The organism is Streptomyces sp. NBC_01003 (genome assembly GCF_045162695.1).
Classification (GTDB): domain Bacteria; phylum Actinomycetota; class Actinomycetes; order Streptomycetales; family Streptomycetaceae; genus Streptomyces.
The window spans coordinates 1,259,632-1,273,475 of sequence record NZ_CP108707.1 but is presented as its reverse complement, the minus strand read 5'-3'; the positions used below and the strand labels follow the sequence as shown (position 1 = coordinate 1,273,475).

The 13,844-nt window shown below is 71.3% G+C and carries 11 protein-coding genes; 4 read left to right on the top strand and 7 right to left on the bottom strand.

Annotation, left to right across the window (positions count from 1 at the left end):
- Nucleotides 1–211: 211 nt before the first annotated feature.
- The gene (locus OG698_RS05980) at nucleotides 212–1,966 is read left to right on the top strand and encodes an FAD-dependent oxidoreductase (RefSeq protein WP_406101869.1); all 1,755 of its coding nucleotides are present in this window, start codon (nucleotides 212–214) and stop codon (nucleotides 1,964–1,966) included.
- An 83-nt stretch (nucleotides 1,967–2,049) separates the two neighbouring features.
- On the opposite strand, the gene OG698_RS05975 is transcribed toward OG698_RS05980, so the two are convergent.
- On the bottom strand, nucleotides 2,050–3,846 hold the full coding sequence (locus OG698_RS05975) for a protein kinase domain-containing protein (RefSeq protein WP_406101867.1): 1,797 nt from the start codon (nucleotides 3,844–3,846) through the stop codon (nucleotides 2,050–2,052).
- A gap of 267 nt (nucleotides 3,847–4,113) precedes the next feature.
- Between OG698_RS05975 and OG698_RS05970 the strand changes: the two genes are divergently transcribed.
- Nucleotides 4,114–4,320 carry a hypothetical protein gene (locus tag OG698_RS05970; RefSeq protein ID WP_406101865.1) on the top strand — a complete coding sequence of 69 codons (207 nt, stop codon included), beginning with the start codon at nucleotides 4,114–4,116 and terminating at the stop codon, nucleotides 4,318–4,320.
- Complete coding sequence (locus tag OG698_RS05965; RefSeq protein WP_406101863.1) at nucleotides 4,317–5,042, top strand: GNAT family N-acetyltransferase; 726 nt, start codon at nucleotides 4,317–4,319, stop codon at nucleotides 5,040–5,042. Before OG698_RS05970 ends, OG698_RS05965 begins: the two co-directional genes overlap by 4 nt.
- 81 nt (nucleotides 5,043–5,123) lie before the next feature.
- Here OG698_RS05965 and OG698_RS05960 read toward each other — a convergent pair whose 3' ends face one another.
- Nucleotides 5,124–5,729 carry a GPP34 family phosphoprotein gene (locus OG698_RS05960; RefSeq protein ID WP_406101862.1) on the bottom strand — a complete coding sequence of 202 codons (606 nt, stop codon included), beginning with the start codon at nucleotides 5,727–5,729 and terminating at the stop codon, nucleotides 5,124–5,126.
- Nucleotides 5,730–6,205: 476 nt separating this feature from the next.
- Between OG698_RS05960 and OG698_RS05955 the strand changes: the two genes are divergently transcribed.
- Nucleotides 6,206–6,742, top strand: a complete 537-nt coding sequence (locus OG698_RS05955) for a hypothetical protein (protein ID WP_406101860.1) — start codon at nucleotides 6,206–6,208, stop codon at nucleotides 6,740–6,742.
- A gap of 48 nt (nucleotides 6,743–6,790) precedes the next feature.
- Here OG698_RS05955 and OG698_RS05950 read toward each other — a convergent pair whose 3' ends face one another.
- The 5 genes from OG698_RS05950 to OG698_RS05930 form a co-directional block, all read right to left on the bottom strand.
- Nucleotides 6,791–8,263: an amino acid permease gene (locus OG698_RS05950; protein ID WP_406101858.1), complete on the bottom strand. Its 1,473-nt coding sequence runs from the start codon at nucleotides 8,261–8,263 to the stop codon at nucleotides 6,791–6,793.
- 260 nt (nucleotides 8,264–8,523) lie between these two features.
- Nucleotides 8,524–9,870: a diaminopimelate decarboxylase gene (locus tag OG698_RS05945; protein WP_406110875.1), complete on the bottom strand. Its 1,347-nt coding sequence runs from the start codon at nucleotides 9,868–9,870 to the stop codon at nucleotides 8,524–8,526.
- Nucleotides 9,871–10,171: 301 nt separating this feature from the next.
- Complete coding sequence (locus tag OG698_RS05940) at nucleotides 10,172–11,818, bottom strand: PucR family transcriptional regulator (RefSeq protein WP_406101857.1); 1,647 nt, start codon at nucleotides 11,816–11,818, stop codon at nucleotides 10,172–10,174.
- A 79-nt stretch (nucleotides 11,819–11,897) separates the two neighbouring features.
- Nucleotides 11,898–12,323, bottom strand: a complete 426-nt coding sequence (locus tag OG698_RS05935; protein WP_406101856.1) for a VOC family protein — start codon at nucleotides 12,321–12,323, stop codon at nucleotides 11,898–11,900.
- 26 nt (nucleotides 12,324–12,349) lie between these two features.
- Nucleotides 12,350–13,777 (bottom strand): Nramp family divalent metal transporter, encoded by a 1,428-nt coding sequence (locus OG698_RS05930; protein ID WP_406101855.1) that lies wholly within the window; start codon nucleotides 13,775–13,777, stop codon nucleotides 12,350–12,352.
- Nucleotides 13,778–13,844 lie beyond the last annotated feature (67 nt).

The window sequence follows — 13,844 nt, the reverse complement described above, 5'->3', positions numbered from 1 at the left end:
GCATGACGGGACGAGCCCGAACGTCCCGGCACCGGGCGCGGAGCTCGTGAGGACGCGGTTCGGGAGCCAGGAGTGGGCAGTGCGCCTGGCGCAACAGTGGGCGCCCACCACGTGTGAAAGCTGCGAATATCGCGGGCCGCTCGTTCCGATCTTGAGCAGTCGCCCCTAGCGTCCCGCCGACAGCAACGCCGGAGTGGATGGGGGAAGCACGATGCCGGGACGCAGGCAGTTACTGGCCCTGGGTGGATCGATGGCGGCGGCGGGCGCACTGGGGCTGCGGCCCTCGCGGGCGACCGCGGCGCAGCGGGCGCGTACGAAAGTGGCGGTGCTCGGCGGCGGGATCGGCGGCCTCACCGCCGCCCACGAGCTCGCCGAGCGCGGCTTCGACGTCACGGTGTACGACCGGCGGGCCGAGTGGGGCGGCAAGGCGCGCAGTGTGCCGGTGGGCGGCACGGCCTCCGGTGGCCGCCGCGATCTGCCCGGGGAACACGGACACCGTGGCTTCTTCGGCTTCTACACCAACCTGCCCGACACCATGCGCCGGATCCCCTTCGAGGGGCAGGCGCACGGTGTCTGGGACAACCTCACCACCGTGCCGTACTTCGCGTTCAACCGGGAGAACGGGAAGGGCGACCTGTTCCTGCCCACCCTGCCGCCCAGCACCCGCACCCTCGACCCCGTTACGCTGCCGGCCGTCCTGGAGGGCCTGCTGCGGGTCATGCCCCAACTCCTGCCGCAGGAAGTCGTGTTGCTCGCCCGCAAGCTGGCGATCGTCATGACGAGCTGCGACGAGCGGCAGTTCGGGCAGTGGGAGCACCTGAACTGGCTGAAGTTCATCGAGGCGGCGGGCAAGTCCGACTTCTACCAGGTGATGTGGGGCGGCTCGGCGAAGGTGATCCAGGCGCTGCGTCCCGAGACGGCCAGCACGCGCACCTGCGGGCAGGGCATCAGCAAGATTCTCTACTCGATACTCGGCATGGGCCCCGACGGTCCTTTCGACCGGATCCTCGACGGTCCCACCAGCGAACGCTTCATCGACCCATGGGTGCGACACCTGACCTCGCTCGGCGTCCGGTTCGTGACCGGACATCTCGTCGAGTCCCTCGTACTCGGCTCCGACGGGCGCATCACCGCCGCCCACGCCCGTACGGCGGCCGGGCCCGCGCGCATCGACGCCGACTGGTTCGTTGCGGCTCTCCCGGTCGACCGGGTACGGCAGTTGTGGTCCGACGGCATCCGCCGTGCGGATCCGCGGCTCGCCGCGATGGACAAGCTGCGCACGGCCTGGTGCCAGGGCATCGTGTTCTGGCTCAAGGAGAGGTTCCGCGGGCCGCTCGCCCATCTCAGCCTCATGGACTCGCCGTGGGCGCTCTGTCCGGTGGCTCAGTCCCGCTTCTGGTCGCAGCCGTTCGCGAAGACCTGGGGCGACGGGGCGGCCGCCGAGTCCCTCTCCGTCGTCATCTCCGACTGGGAGACACCGGGCCGGATCCACGGAAAGCCCGCACGGCAGTGCACGCCGAAGGAGATCGCCGAGGAAGTCTGGGCGCAGATGAAGGCGGGCCTGGAGGACAACGGCGATGTCGTCCTGCCCGACGGGATCGTGCACTCCTGGTTCCTCGACCCGGCGGTCACCCGGGCCGCGGGCGGTGGGCTCACCAACGACGACGAGTACTTCCTCAACGACGTCTCGTCCTGGGAACTGCGCTCCGAGGCGGTCACCGCGATCCCGAACCTCTTCCTCGCGGGCGACCACGTCCGCGCCCACAGCAACACCGACTTCACGTGCATGGAGACCGCGAACGAGACGGGCCGGCGCGCCGCGAACGGCGTCCTCGCGGCCGCGGGAGCCGACGGCGCGGACGAGGTCCGCCTCTTCACCGGCGCGGAGCCACCCGGCTTCGACGTACTCAAGGCCACCGACCGGACGCGCTACCGCCTCGGGCTGCCACACGTACTGGACTTCTGAGGCCCGGGACTCCCGCGAGTCAGCAGGGGCAGGCACGTCCCGCCGGGTGAGCCGGGGCCCTCGAACGCTCCACAGGAAACGCCCTAGTAGGGCACCGTGGTGCACCAGGTCTCCGCCCAGGCAGAGGCTCCGTACTTGTTGGCGGCGCGCACCGAGAAGCAGACCTCGTCACCGGAGTACGGCCCAGTGATCGTGTAGCTGGTGTTGCCGGTCGAATGGATGGTGTCGACGTTCTTCTCGGTGTACTGGCTGCCCTTGTTCGTGTAGTGGATGTCGTAGCGGGTCGCCCGGGAGATCGCCGGCCAGCTCACGAGGACCGGCATGGAGCATGCGCCGACGCACGAATTCGTGTATTTGACGCTGTAGCTCTTCATGGCGGGCGGCGGGGAGCCGGTGGACGAGCCGCCGGCGCCGGACGAACCTCCGCCGTCCGAGCTCGACGAGCCGGACCCGCTGCTGGTGGCGCCGCCGACGGAGCCGCTGTCCGTGCCGGAGCCGTCGGCGCCGCTGGTCGACGTCGAACTCCCGGCGCTCTCCTTGGGCTTCGCCCCGGCCTGCTCGCCCTCGTTGCCCTGCTGCTCCTCGCTGTTTCCCCCATCCTTCCCGTCTCCCTTCTTGGAAGGGGAACTGCTCGCTCCGCTCGGCGCCCCGCTCCCGCCAGGAGTGACGCCGGCGCTGCTCTGGGGCGACCTGGCATGGGTTCCGCCCCCGCCGCCCCCGAACTGCTCGAGCAGGACAACGGTGCCGCCGCCGACGGTGATGACGGCGACGATGGGCAGGACCAGCAGCGTGCGGCGCCGACGGGCAGGCCGCTGTTCCCGCTTCGGCGTCGTGGCATCACCCGCCGCAGGGACGGGTTCCGGCGGTCCGGGCTGCGGCCGCAGGCCGACGGTCGACCGGTCCGTGGGCTCCGCCCGACGCGGCGTCGCCTCGGCGTCGAGCAGCCGCGCGGACTGCTGCGCGAGGTGCGCGACGACGTCGGCGGGCAGCCGGGCGTCCTTGGCGGCGACCGACTCGACTCGTTCCGGATCCGCCAACAGCGTGTCCACGTCGGGCCGGTGCCCGGCGTCTTTGGTCAGGCACCGCGAGATGAGCGCCCGCAGCGCGGGGTCGTCGACGCCGTCCAGGTCGGGCTCGTCCTGCACGATCTGGAACATGACCGCGTGCTGGTTGCTGGCCTCGGACCCGAAGGGCAGCCGGCCTGTGGCCGCGTACGTGAGCACGCTCCCCAGCGTGAACACATCGCTCTTCGGCCCGATGCTCTCCGCCCGGATCTGCTCCGGCGACATGAAGCCGGGCGAGCCCACGACCATCCCTGTACTGGTCAGCAGCGACTCCGCGGACGTCTCCAGAGCCCGCGCGATGCCGAAGTCGATGACCTTTGTCCCGTCCACGGTCAGCATCACGTTGGACGGCTTCAGATCGCGGTGCACGATCCCCGCGTCGTGGATGTCCTTCAGGGCGCGCAGCAGCCCGTCCGCGACGGCGCGCACGGACGCGGTGGGCAACGGCCCGTACCGGCGCACGACTTGTTCGAGCGAGAGCCCGGGAACATACCCGGTGGCGACCCACGGCGGATCGTCGTCGGGACCGGAGTCCAGGACGGGAGCGGTGTAGCGCTCCCCGACGCGCCGCGCCGCGTCGATCTCCCGCCGGAACCGTGCGCGAAACCGCTCGTCGGACACATGCTCTTCGTGCACCACTTTGACGGCGACGGTGCGCCCGCTCTCGGAACGGGCGAGGAAGACCCGCCCCATGCCACCCGCACCGAGCCGCCCGAGCAGGAGATACGGCCCGATGCGCGCCGGATCGAAGGCCGCGAGAGGTTTGATACCCCCATCGACAGAGTCGTCCTGCTCGTCCTTGTTGGTGCTGCTCATGGCGATCTGGCTCCCCAGCTCTTCTGCCTGGCAATGGGTGTAACTCAGGTGAGAATAAAGGTTGTTGATGCACCCGGTGCAGGCGAGGACGCGCCGGGCGACCGGGACGGTTCTGGTTCCACGAACGCTGCGTGGTGGTGACACCCGAAAGGGTGGTGGATGCGGCATCACGAGTGTTGCGGTGCGAGAGCGGTCACGGAGGCGAAAACGGTTCGACGGCTCTGCGCTGTCCTGACACGGTGGCGCACCATGACGAACTTCTAGCTTGTGACCGCCGCGGATGTGCGGCTCATGCAGGGTCTGGCGCGGCGTGTCACCGCCACCCGGCCGGACCTGGTCAACGCCGACGCGTCGTTCGGCGAGCCGGCCTGGAACTGGGGCACGCCGCCGACGGCGCGAGCCGGCCGCGCCGGCTGTGGTTCTCCGGAGGGGATCCGGTGGCGTGGAGCTGGGCTCGTCTTCCGCACCAGGTGAGGCGCAGCGACGGGTCGGTCAAGGACGTCACCGGCACCTGTCTGGCGTATCAGGTCCACCCCGACCACGCCGGGCTCATCGACGAGGTGATCGACTGGTACGACGGTGTGGCGGCGGACATCGAGCGTACGGTGTCGCCGTCGGCCGCCGATGTGTTCGCCCTGAAACGATGGGCGGCGCACGGCTACGAGACCGACCCTGCCTCGCTCGGCGACACCGGGTCCTGGACCCAGCTCAACGAGCGGGATCTCACCGACGTGGAACAGCGGGTACTGCCGGAGGGATTCCGGTTCCGCACCGCCGACGAGGCCGGGCCGAGGGCAGCGGTCCAGGCCCATCTGGACGCCTGGGCTCCCACGACGTACACGCACGAGAACTACCAGCGCGTCCGGCAGACAGCGCCGTACCGCGGCGACCTGCACATCCTCGTGGAGGCGCCGGACGGAACGATGGCAGCCTCGACGATCATGTGGCTCGACGAAGCGAACAGGACCGCGGAGTTCGAACCCGTCGGGACGCATCCGGACTACCGGCGCCCGGGGCTGGCAAGGGCGATGCTCCTGCACGGGATGCAGCTGGCGCGAGCGGCCGGGGCCACTCACATGACGGTCGCCTGCCTGGGCGCGCCGGGGCATCCCGAGGCGCGCGGGCTGTACTACGGCGTCGGGTTCCGGGAGCTGACGCGGGACGCGCCGCTCATCAAGGCCAGGATGGCGGCCTGAGCCGGTGGGAGCCGTGCCTCACCCTCGGCTCACCGTTGTCATCACACTGTCTCTCGGGATGGGTCGGGTCAGGGACCGTTCTCAGTAGCCGCGCCAAACGTTGTCGTACGCCGCGTCCTCGATCGCCCTGCGCTGTCGTACGGCCTGCAGCTCCTGGACGGCGTTCCCGACGGCGGCCAGCACGGCCGCGACCGCGTCCCCGGAGAGCTCGGGCGCGTCCTCGGCCGGCTCGTCCCGGATTCCGGCGGCGGCCGCCAGCGCGGCGAGCACGGGTTCACCCGACGTCAAGCGCTCCTCTGCCTGGCGCCGGTCCGCCGAGTCGACCGGCTCCGTCCGCCCGGTCCGCAGTGGATTCCGCAGGCCCCGCGGCCGGGTCGTCAGCCCCTCCCGCTCCAGCTCGTCGACGTACGCCGAGGAGAGCCCGCGGCCCCGGCGCCACAGCCAGTCCTCGACCGACTCGTACGGCTCCTGTCGCACGAGAGCCCCGGTGGCTTCATCCAGCAGGCGGTGCCCTGTCGGTGCTTGAGCGCTGGGCAGGATGCGGTCGCCGTCCAGGACCAGGGCCTTGGCCTCGATGAGGTCGAACACCTCGGCCCCCGCGAGCGCCAGCGACAGCTCGCCCTGCTCGACGGGGTGGTCGGGTGTCACACCCAGGGCAACGATCGCGAGGTCACGTGCGGTGGTCATCAGCGGCTCCACATGAGTTGGCCGAGTGCGGGCGAGAGCGTCGGCGGCTCTCCGGTCGATTGTCGCCGCAGCTCGGGCAATGTGTGCGCTGTTACGACCATGTCGCGCGGGAATTCGATCCGCAGCATGGAGGGGGCCGGAAGATCGTCAGCTGCGCGGGGGGAGAGCTCCATCTGGAGCAATCCCCCTGACGAGCTGCCTGGCCGCCGGCGCTCCCGTCGTCGTGCGCACCGAAGGGTTCGAAGCCGGCTTCGGCCCCTGCGTCGCTCAGCCCTCGGGGCGCAGCAGCCCGCGCCGGCACCCACCAGATTGCCCGCGGTGAACGGACGGCCCGGAGTGGTGAGGACCGTCAGGCGAGCCCCTGATCGACCAGTTCACCTGCATCCCGGACGGCGAGGGAGTGGTCCTGGAGGAGCGCGACTTCCGTGTATGTCCCGGGCAGTTGGACCGGGGCGAGAGGGGCTGAGAAGCAGCACATGAGGGTCGAACTTCCGCCGGAACCGGCGCACTTCGTCGACCGCGACGAGCAGCGTGGGCGCGTACTGCAGGCGGTGGAGGAGTGGCGGGGGCGTTCCCGGCCCTTGGTAGTGACGCTGAGCGGGCCGGGAGGTGTGGGCAAGACGGAGCCGGCCCACCTGGTCGCACGGGTTCTGCACGAGCGTTTCCCGGAAGGCGTCCTGTCGGTCGACCTCGACGACTTCCGGCTGAGCGGCATCGTGGATACCGGCGACGTTCTGGCGCAGCCGCTTGAGTCCCTCGGCACGGATCCGACCCTCTTGGCGGCGCAGTTCAAGGCGCGGTGCAAGCGCTCGAGGAGTTGGACCGGGCAGGATTACTGGACCTGCGCGCGGCGTTGGGCCCCGGGGACGGCCGCATGCGGCTGCTCGGCCCGCTTCGCGCACATGCCTTGCGACGGTCGCGCAGGGATGCGCCGGCACCTGGCGCTGGACGACCTCGATCGAGCGAAGCGGGCCTTTGTCGCCGAGGCCCGGCGGACCCTGGACACCCTCTGACGGGCCGCGCGGCAACCACGTGCGTGGGCTCGGGCGGCTCGCCCGAACTCACCTTTCGGTGAGGGTCGCCTGCCGCTCGGCGACCCGGCCGCGGACCGCGTACCAGCCGATCACCAGGCCGATGACGATCAGCGGGACACAGGCCACCGACCAGGCGGCGTCGCCGCCGTTGACGCACATGAGCACCACGACGCCCGCGAGGAAGGCGAGCGTGAGCCAGGAGGTGAAGGGTGCGCCGGGCAGCCGGAAGGCGGGGCGCTCCAGCTCGCCGCGCAGCGCCTTGCGGCGTAGCACCATCTGGCAGACCATGATCATCACCCAGGTGCCGATCATGGTGATCGCGGAGAAGTTCAGCACGATGGAGAACGCCCGCTCCGGCACGACGTAGTTGAGGACGATGCCGAGGATGTAGCAGCACGCGGTCAGCAGGACGCCGCCGAAGGGCACACCGCGCTTGTTCATCTTCGTGGTGAAGGCGGGCGCCGAACCGGCCAGGCCCATCGAGCGCAGCACGCGGCCGGTCGAGTAGAGGCCGGAGTTGCAGCTGGAGAGGGCCGCCGTGAGGATCACGAAGTTCATGATGCCGCTGATGCCGGGAACACCCAGCTTGCCCATCAGGGTCACGAAGGGCGACTCGCCTGCCTTGTAGGCGGTCCACGGCAGCAGGAGGACGAGGAGCAGCACGCTGCCGACGTAGAAGAGCACGATGCGCCACGACACGGAGTTGATGGCGCGCGGGATCACCTTGCGCGGGTTCTCGGTCTCGCCGGCGGCGATGCCGACCATCTCGATCGCGGCGTACGCGAAGACCACGCCCTGGATGAGCACGACGGCGGCGAGCAGGCCGTTGGGCAGCATCCCGCCGTGGTCGGCGATCAGCTGCGGGCCCGTGCTGTGGCCGTCGACGGGGTGCCGGCTGGCCAGCAGCCAGCAGCCGATGGCGAGGAAGCCCAGGATCGCGGCGACCTTGATGATGGAGAACCAGAACTCGAACTCGCCGAACCAGCGCACCGAGATGAGGTTCGCGGCGAGCACCACGAGCAGTGCGAACAGAGCCAGCGTCCACTGGGGAATGTCCCGGAACGCCGCCCAGTAGTGCAGATACATCGCCACCGCGGTGATCTCCGCGATGCCGCTGCACACCCAGTGCAGGAAGTAGACCCAGCCCGCCGTGTACGCGGCCTTCTCGCCGAGGAACTCACGCGAGTACGAGACGAACGAACCGGACGTCGGCCGGTGCATCACCAGCTCGCCCATGGCGCGCGAGATGAAGAAGGCGAACAGTCCGGTGAGCGCGAAGATGACGACCAGCGACGGGCCGGCCGCGTGCAGCCGCTCGCCGGCGCCGAGGAAGAGGCCGGTGCCGATGGCGCCGCCGATCGCGATCATCTGGACCTGACGGTTGCGCAGACCGGCGGTGTAACCGCCTTCGCGGATGGCGCCGGCGGCGCTCGCCTCGGCCGCGGCGGCGGGGGCCTGCGCCGGCCGGGACTGCGGCTCGGCTTGTGCTGTGTGCTCCATGGTTCTCCGACGTGCATAGCGGTACACCGCACCCGCGCACGCTAAAGCGAACGCCGGAGAGCGGCGCGGCATACCTGTTGGACAGGGCCCGTACCCCCGTACGGCGGGCCGGCAGAGCGGGAACACGACGGACCAGGCGTGATGCTGTGCGGATCACGCCAGGAACGCAGTGTCCCGGTGGGGCGCCGCGGGAGTACCACGCGGCGACACGTCACCTTAAACCGTTTCCTGGGGCAACTTTCCCCAGGTGGGGAGGGGCCCTACGAGGAGGGCCGGTCGGTCAGCCCGAGAAGCGAGCCGGCCTGCGCCGCACCGGACTCCGCGACCACCTCGGCCACCGTGTGGGCGGACCTGACCGGAGCGAACGTCACCACTCCCGCATCGGACACGACATATCCGTACACAGCGGGACGCGGAAGGCTGTTGTAGTGGAAATGGGTCGAGAAGTAGTAGGCCCCGGTGTCGTACAGCGCGACCAGATCACCGGGTGCCAGCTCGGGCAGTTCCCGCTCCCGCGCGACCAGGTCCCCGGCGAAGCAGCACGGCCCGGCGACGTCCTGTACCAGCGGCTCGGTCGCCCTGGGCCGCCCGGCGGGGTCGTACGCGCCCACGCGCAGCGGCCACGACTCGGGCACGAACACGGTGCGGGTGGCCACCTGCGCGCCGGCGTGTGTGACGGCGATCCGCCGGCCGCCGGAGGTCTTGGTGTACTCGACGTGCGCCACGATCAGCCCCTGCTTGGCCAGCAGGGAACGGCCGAACTCGGTGACGAGCGTGTATCGCCCGTCGAACAGGCCGGGCACGGTCTCCCTGAGTAGCCGCGCGTACTGCGCGAACGTCGGGGTCACCTCGTCCGAGGCGAAGTTCACCGGCAGGCCGCCGCCGATGTCGAGGGTGTCGATCTGCTGCCCGCCGACATGCGCGTTGATCTTCTCCGCCAGCTCGTAGGCGGCCCGCACCCCTTCGGCCATCAGGTCCAGGGCGACACCCTGTGAGCCGGTGTGGGTGTGCAGCCGGGTCATCCACGGGCGCAGCCGGTAGGCGTCGAGCACCCACTGTTCCGCGCCCTCGTCGCGCAGCGCCACGCCGAACTTGGACGTGGCCGTCGCCGTGCTCATCGCCCCGATCGAACCGCTGCCGACCTGCGGGTTGACCCGTAGGCCCACGGGCGCGCAGCCGACCCCGAGATCGGCGACGACGGCGTCGACACGGTCCAGCTCCTGCGGGTTGTCGGCGTTGACCGCGATGCCGTGGGCGAGAGCGTCGCGCAGCTCGTCCATCGTCTTGGCGGGGGAGTCGAAGACGATCCGCTCGGCGGGGACGCCCGCGGCGCGGGCCAGTTCCAGCTCACCGGCGCTGGCCACCTCCGCGCCGATGCCCTCCTCGTTCAGCAGCGCGAGGACCGGCACCAGCGAGGCGGCCTTCACCGCGAAGGTGTGCTGCACCGAGACCCCGTCGAAGGCGAAGGCCTCGCGCAGCTCGCGGGCGGCGCCACGGATCCCGTCCACATCGAGCAGGCCGAGGACCGGCGCCTGCGCGCCGACCAGGCCCTGCTCGGCGGCGGCGTGCACGGCCGCCTCCCTGCGGATGGCGGATTCGTGGGCCATGGTCATGGGGTGTTCCTGCCTTCTCGCTGCGCACTGCCGGCTATGTGCCCGGGGATCGCCCGCCGGGCGGGCCGCCGACTGCGGCGGCCGCGGGCGGTGTCCATGCCCACCGACCTGTCGCCCGTGCGCTCCGCCCAGGTTCACTGTGCAGCCCCGAGCCCCGCACTGTCTGCGTGCGCCGGCACGAAGTCCGCGCCGGTCCCGTCGTGGCCGCGCACAAAGGCCGGGCGCCCTCCACCTCTCCATGGTGCGCCCGCACGACGGAGCGGGGGACGACGTGGTGCGCCCGCACCACACCGTTTCACGGCAGCGGGATCAGCCCGGCCCGCCGCAGCCCCAGCTCCACCAGCAGCCGAACGTCGGGATCGGTGAGGTCGATGCCGCACAGCTCCCCGGCCCGGCGCAGCCGGTACCGCAGCGTATTGGTGTGGACCCCCACATAGCGGGCGGTGGCTGCCGCGTCGCCGAAGAACACCAGGTGGGCGGCGACGGTGCGCGGCAGGTCCGTTCCGTGCCGCTCGTCGTGCTCGAGCAGCGCCGCCACCGCGTCCGCGGCCGAAGGCACGTGCTCGGCGACCGCATCGGTCACCCGCAGCGCGTCCATGGCGAACCGGACATCCTCGGCGCAGGCCGTCTCGGGCCCGCCGCGCTCGCGCAGTACCCGCAAGACCTGGGCGGCCCCCGCACGGGAGGCGGCGGCGTCGCCGAGCCCCCCGACGGCGGGCCCTGTCGCGACCAGCGGCCGCGCCCCGGCGCCGCGCAGCACGCCGGCCAGGTCGCGTGCCAGCCGGTCCACACCGTCCCCCGCCCCGGTACCGGCCAGCAGGACGTCGAGCCGGTCGCCGTCGCGGTGCGCGAAGGCCGGGGTGTGATGCGCGGCGACGCGCAGGGAGGCCAGGTGGAACGCCCGGTCCAGTACGTCCGGTGCGATCGGCACCGCGACGGCCGCCGTGAGTACGGTGCACGGCTGTCCGGCCTCGACCCCGAGTACGACCGCCGCCGCGGCCACGTCCGGCGGGCGCTCCTCGAACAGGGCCCGCACCGCGTACCGGCGACGGCTGGCGGCGGACCGGGACCGCAGCCGGTGGTGCAGCAGATGCGGTACGGCGATGGCGGCCGCCTGCCGCAGCGCTTCCCTGGCCCCGGGCGGCAGCGGTTCGCCGTCGGCGGCCGCCCACAGCGACCCGAGGATCTCGTCGCCGGCCCGCACTGCGACAGCAAGACGTTCGGGGAACCGCGCGTCCGCGGGCCGGTGCACCACGTCGCCGCTCGCCCACAGCGTGGTGAGGAACCCGCTCTCGGCGAGTTCGGTCACCCGCCAGCTCGGCACCCGGCGGCCCAGGATCGTCAGCCTGCGCAGCGGGTCGGCGGTGTCGGCGGTCGGCGAGTACGCCAGCACGTTCGACTCGGGGTCCTCGACGGTGATCGCGCCGCCCACCAGCGCGGCAAGCGCCAGGGCGAGCCCCGACAGATCACCTAGCGCCACATCGGGCGACGCCTCGGTGGGCGCCGCCGTTCCGGTGCGGGCGATGGCCGCACGCAGCAGCCCGATCAGCTCGCCCCACTCGATCCACGGGGCCCGGGAGAGCAGGGCGGTCGACACCTCATCGGCCGCTTCGGCGAGCGACGGCGCGATGCCCTGAGCGCCACGTCGCAGCACCACGGCCGCCGCCCCGGCGCGGTCCGCCGCGCGCAGCACGCCCGCGGCGCCCGGCGCGGACGTGTCGACGCCGGGTGCGATGAGAATCCGCCCCCGTGCCTGCAGCGTCTCGCCCTCGTCGAACACCCCGGCCCCGCTCACCGGCACGTCCGTCCCGCACGGCGCCCGCAGCACCTCCACCACGTCGGGCCCGACCACACCGACGGCCTGCCCCAGCGTGGGCGCACCACCGCCGTGCGCGGCGGCAGGATCGGGCGAAGGGGGAGGGCCGGGCGGGGAAAGCTGCATGCCCCAAGTGTCACCGATGCCGGCCGGCCGACGGCCGCCCGGGCCGCGAGTGCGTCAGCCGGACCAGGGGGTGCCCTGATCAGACGACCGGTTCGCCGATGCCCAGCAGGTTTCCCTCGCTGTCACGGAACCAGGCAGCGCGTTCTCCCCGTGCGCCCTTGCTCGGGTAGTTTCCGTCGATCTCGGCGATCCCGTCCTTCGTCCGCAACCCGGGCACGTCGACCTCTTCGAACATCACGCCGCGTTGCTCGAGTTCCGCCACGATCGTCTCGACGTCGTCGACCTGCCACCCCATCTGGGTGAAGGTGCCAGGCGCGGCTCCCGTCGACTTGAACAGGGCGAACTCGGTGTCTCCGCACCGGTACAGCAGTCCACCGGGCCGTTCGTCGACGGGCTCAAGACCGAGCTGCTCGGCGTAGAAACGCCGTGCCCGGTCCAGGTCCTGGGCCGGCAGCCGGGTCGCCACGCGCCCCCGGGCCAGAATGTTCCTGTTGTCCGCGTTCATTCCTCCACTGTGCCCCGCCGCAGCATTCAGCTGCCGGGAGTGAGCCCCAGCGTGTCCAGCACCGCGTACACCCCGAGGAACAGGATCGCCGCGCTGCTCAGGACGAGGGCGGCGGTCAGCCAGGGGTTGGCGCGGAAGCGGGGAGGGACGCCGGTGTACCGCAGGCGCCAGACCGCGACCACGACAGCGAGCAGGAAGACGCCGCCGCCGATACCGCCGATCTGCACCATGAGTACGGGGGACTGGATCCACAGGAAGAAGCACATCCACACCGGGGGCAGGCAGCAGGTGAGGATGCGGATCGTGCGGGTGCGTGAGCGCAGGTCGTGCCAGTTCACCACGCCGAGCAGGCCGAGGGTGTTGGTCCACAGGCGCGGCACGCTGGCCGACGAGGCGACGGTGACCGAGAACAGGACGGCGATCGCGCCGGCCAGGAACAGGTACTCGGCCCACGGGCCCAGGGTGTCGGTGTAGATGTGCGACAGCGTGGTGATCATGTCGTTGCCTTCGGGCACCAGGCCCTGCGGATGGAGCACCGAGGCGCCGATCACGTAGAAGGACAGGGTGCAGAGGGTGCACACGATCCAGGAGACGCCCACGTCGAGCCGCATGACCTTGAGCCAGCCCTCGGCCCGGCGGGCGCGCTGTTCGGTGCCGTCGTCGGGGCCGGTCCAGCGGGCGTAGCCCTTCTCCAGGCACCAGTACGTGTACGTCGTCATCTCGTCGGCGCCGACGCCGGTGATGCCGAACATGGCGAGCGCGATGCCGACCGTGCCCGCGGGGATCTGGAAGCTCAGTCCGTCGGCGAGCTGCTCGGTGCCGTACCCGAAGGCGGTGAGGGGCAGGGCGAGTGCCAGGCCGACGGTGATGACCGTCTTGAGTGTGATGCCGATGACCTCGACCCGCTCCACGACGTGGTACTTGCCCGTCTGGAGGATGAGGACGGCGGCGGCGGTGACGATGAGGGCCCAGATCGTCAGCGACGACGTGCTCAGGGACGCGCCGTGGAGCGGCAGGAGGATGGAACAGGCCGCCGCGGTACCGCCGATGATGCCGCCGCGCTGGAACATCTTGGCGAAGTCCATGCCTATCCAGAGCCAGTTGATCCAGCTCAGCCTGCCGATCCGGGGGCCGACGTCACGGAAGCCGTCGAGCGCGGGGCGGCCGTTGAGGATGGTCCAGCGGGCCAGCTCCATCTGGACCCACACCTTGACCATGGTGGAGACGATCACCAGCCACAGCAGGGCGAAGCCGGCCTTTGCGCCGAGCGAGGTCGTGGTGATCAGTTCACCGGAGCCGACGACGGCAGCGGACAGCACGAGTCCGGGGCCGAGCCGGCGCAGTCGGCCGCGGAAGGTCTCGGGGGCCGGGCGGGCGTCTTCGGCGCGCAGTGCGTACGGGTCGGTCTGCGCGGAGGGTGGCGCCGCCGTGGCGCCATCGGTCGAGGTGGCCATGTCAGGTCCTTGGGGGATCCTCCGGCGTCGTCGCCGGAATCCGGAATGGGACGGGGGTGGTGCCGTG

Excerpts from the sequence above, each read along its gene's own strand:
- OG698_RS05980 (WP_406101869.1), top strand. The coding sequence starts at position 212 with ATGCCGGGACGCAGGCAGTTACTGGCCCTGGGTGGATCGATGGCGGCG.
- OG698_RS05975 (WP_406101867.1), bottom strand. The coding sequence starts at position 3,846 with ATGAGCAGCACCAACAAGGACGAGCAGGACGACTCTGTCGATGGGGGT.
- OG698_RS05960 (WP_406101862.1), bottom strand. The coding sequence starts at position 5,729 with ATGACCACCGCACGTGACCTCGCGATCGTTGCCCTGGGTGTGACACCC.
- OG698_RS05955 (WP_406101860.1), top strand. The coding sequence starts at position 6,206 with ATGAGGGTCGAACTTCCGCCGGAACCGGCGCACTTCGTCGACCGCGAC.
- OG698_RS05950 (WP_406101858.1), bottom strand. The coding sequence starts at position 8,263 with ATGGAGCACACAGCACAAGCCGAGCCGCAGTCCCGGCCGGCGCAGGCC.
- OG698_RS05945 (WP_406110875.1), bottom strand. The coding sequence starts at position 9,870 with ATGGCCCACGAATCCGCCATCCGCAGGGAGGCGGCCGTGCACGCCGCC.
- OG698_RS05940 (WP_406101857.1), bottom strand. The coding sequence starts at position 11,818 with ATGCAGCTTTCCCCGCCCGGCCCTCCCCCTTCGCCCGATCCTGCCGCC.
- OG698_RS05935 (WP_406101856.1), bottom strand. The coding sequence starts at position 12,323 with ATGAACGCGGACAACAGGAACATTCTGGCCCGGGGGCGCGTGGCGACC.
- OG698_RS05930 (WP_406101855.1), bottom strand. The coding sequence starts at position 13,777 with ATGGCCACCTCGACCGATGGCGCCACGGCGGCGCCACCCTCCGCGCAG.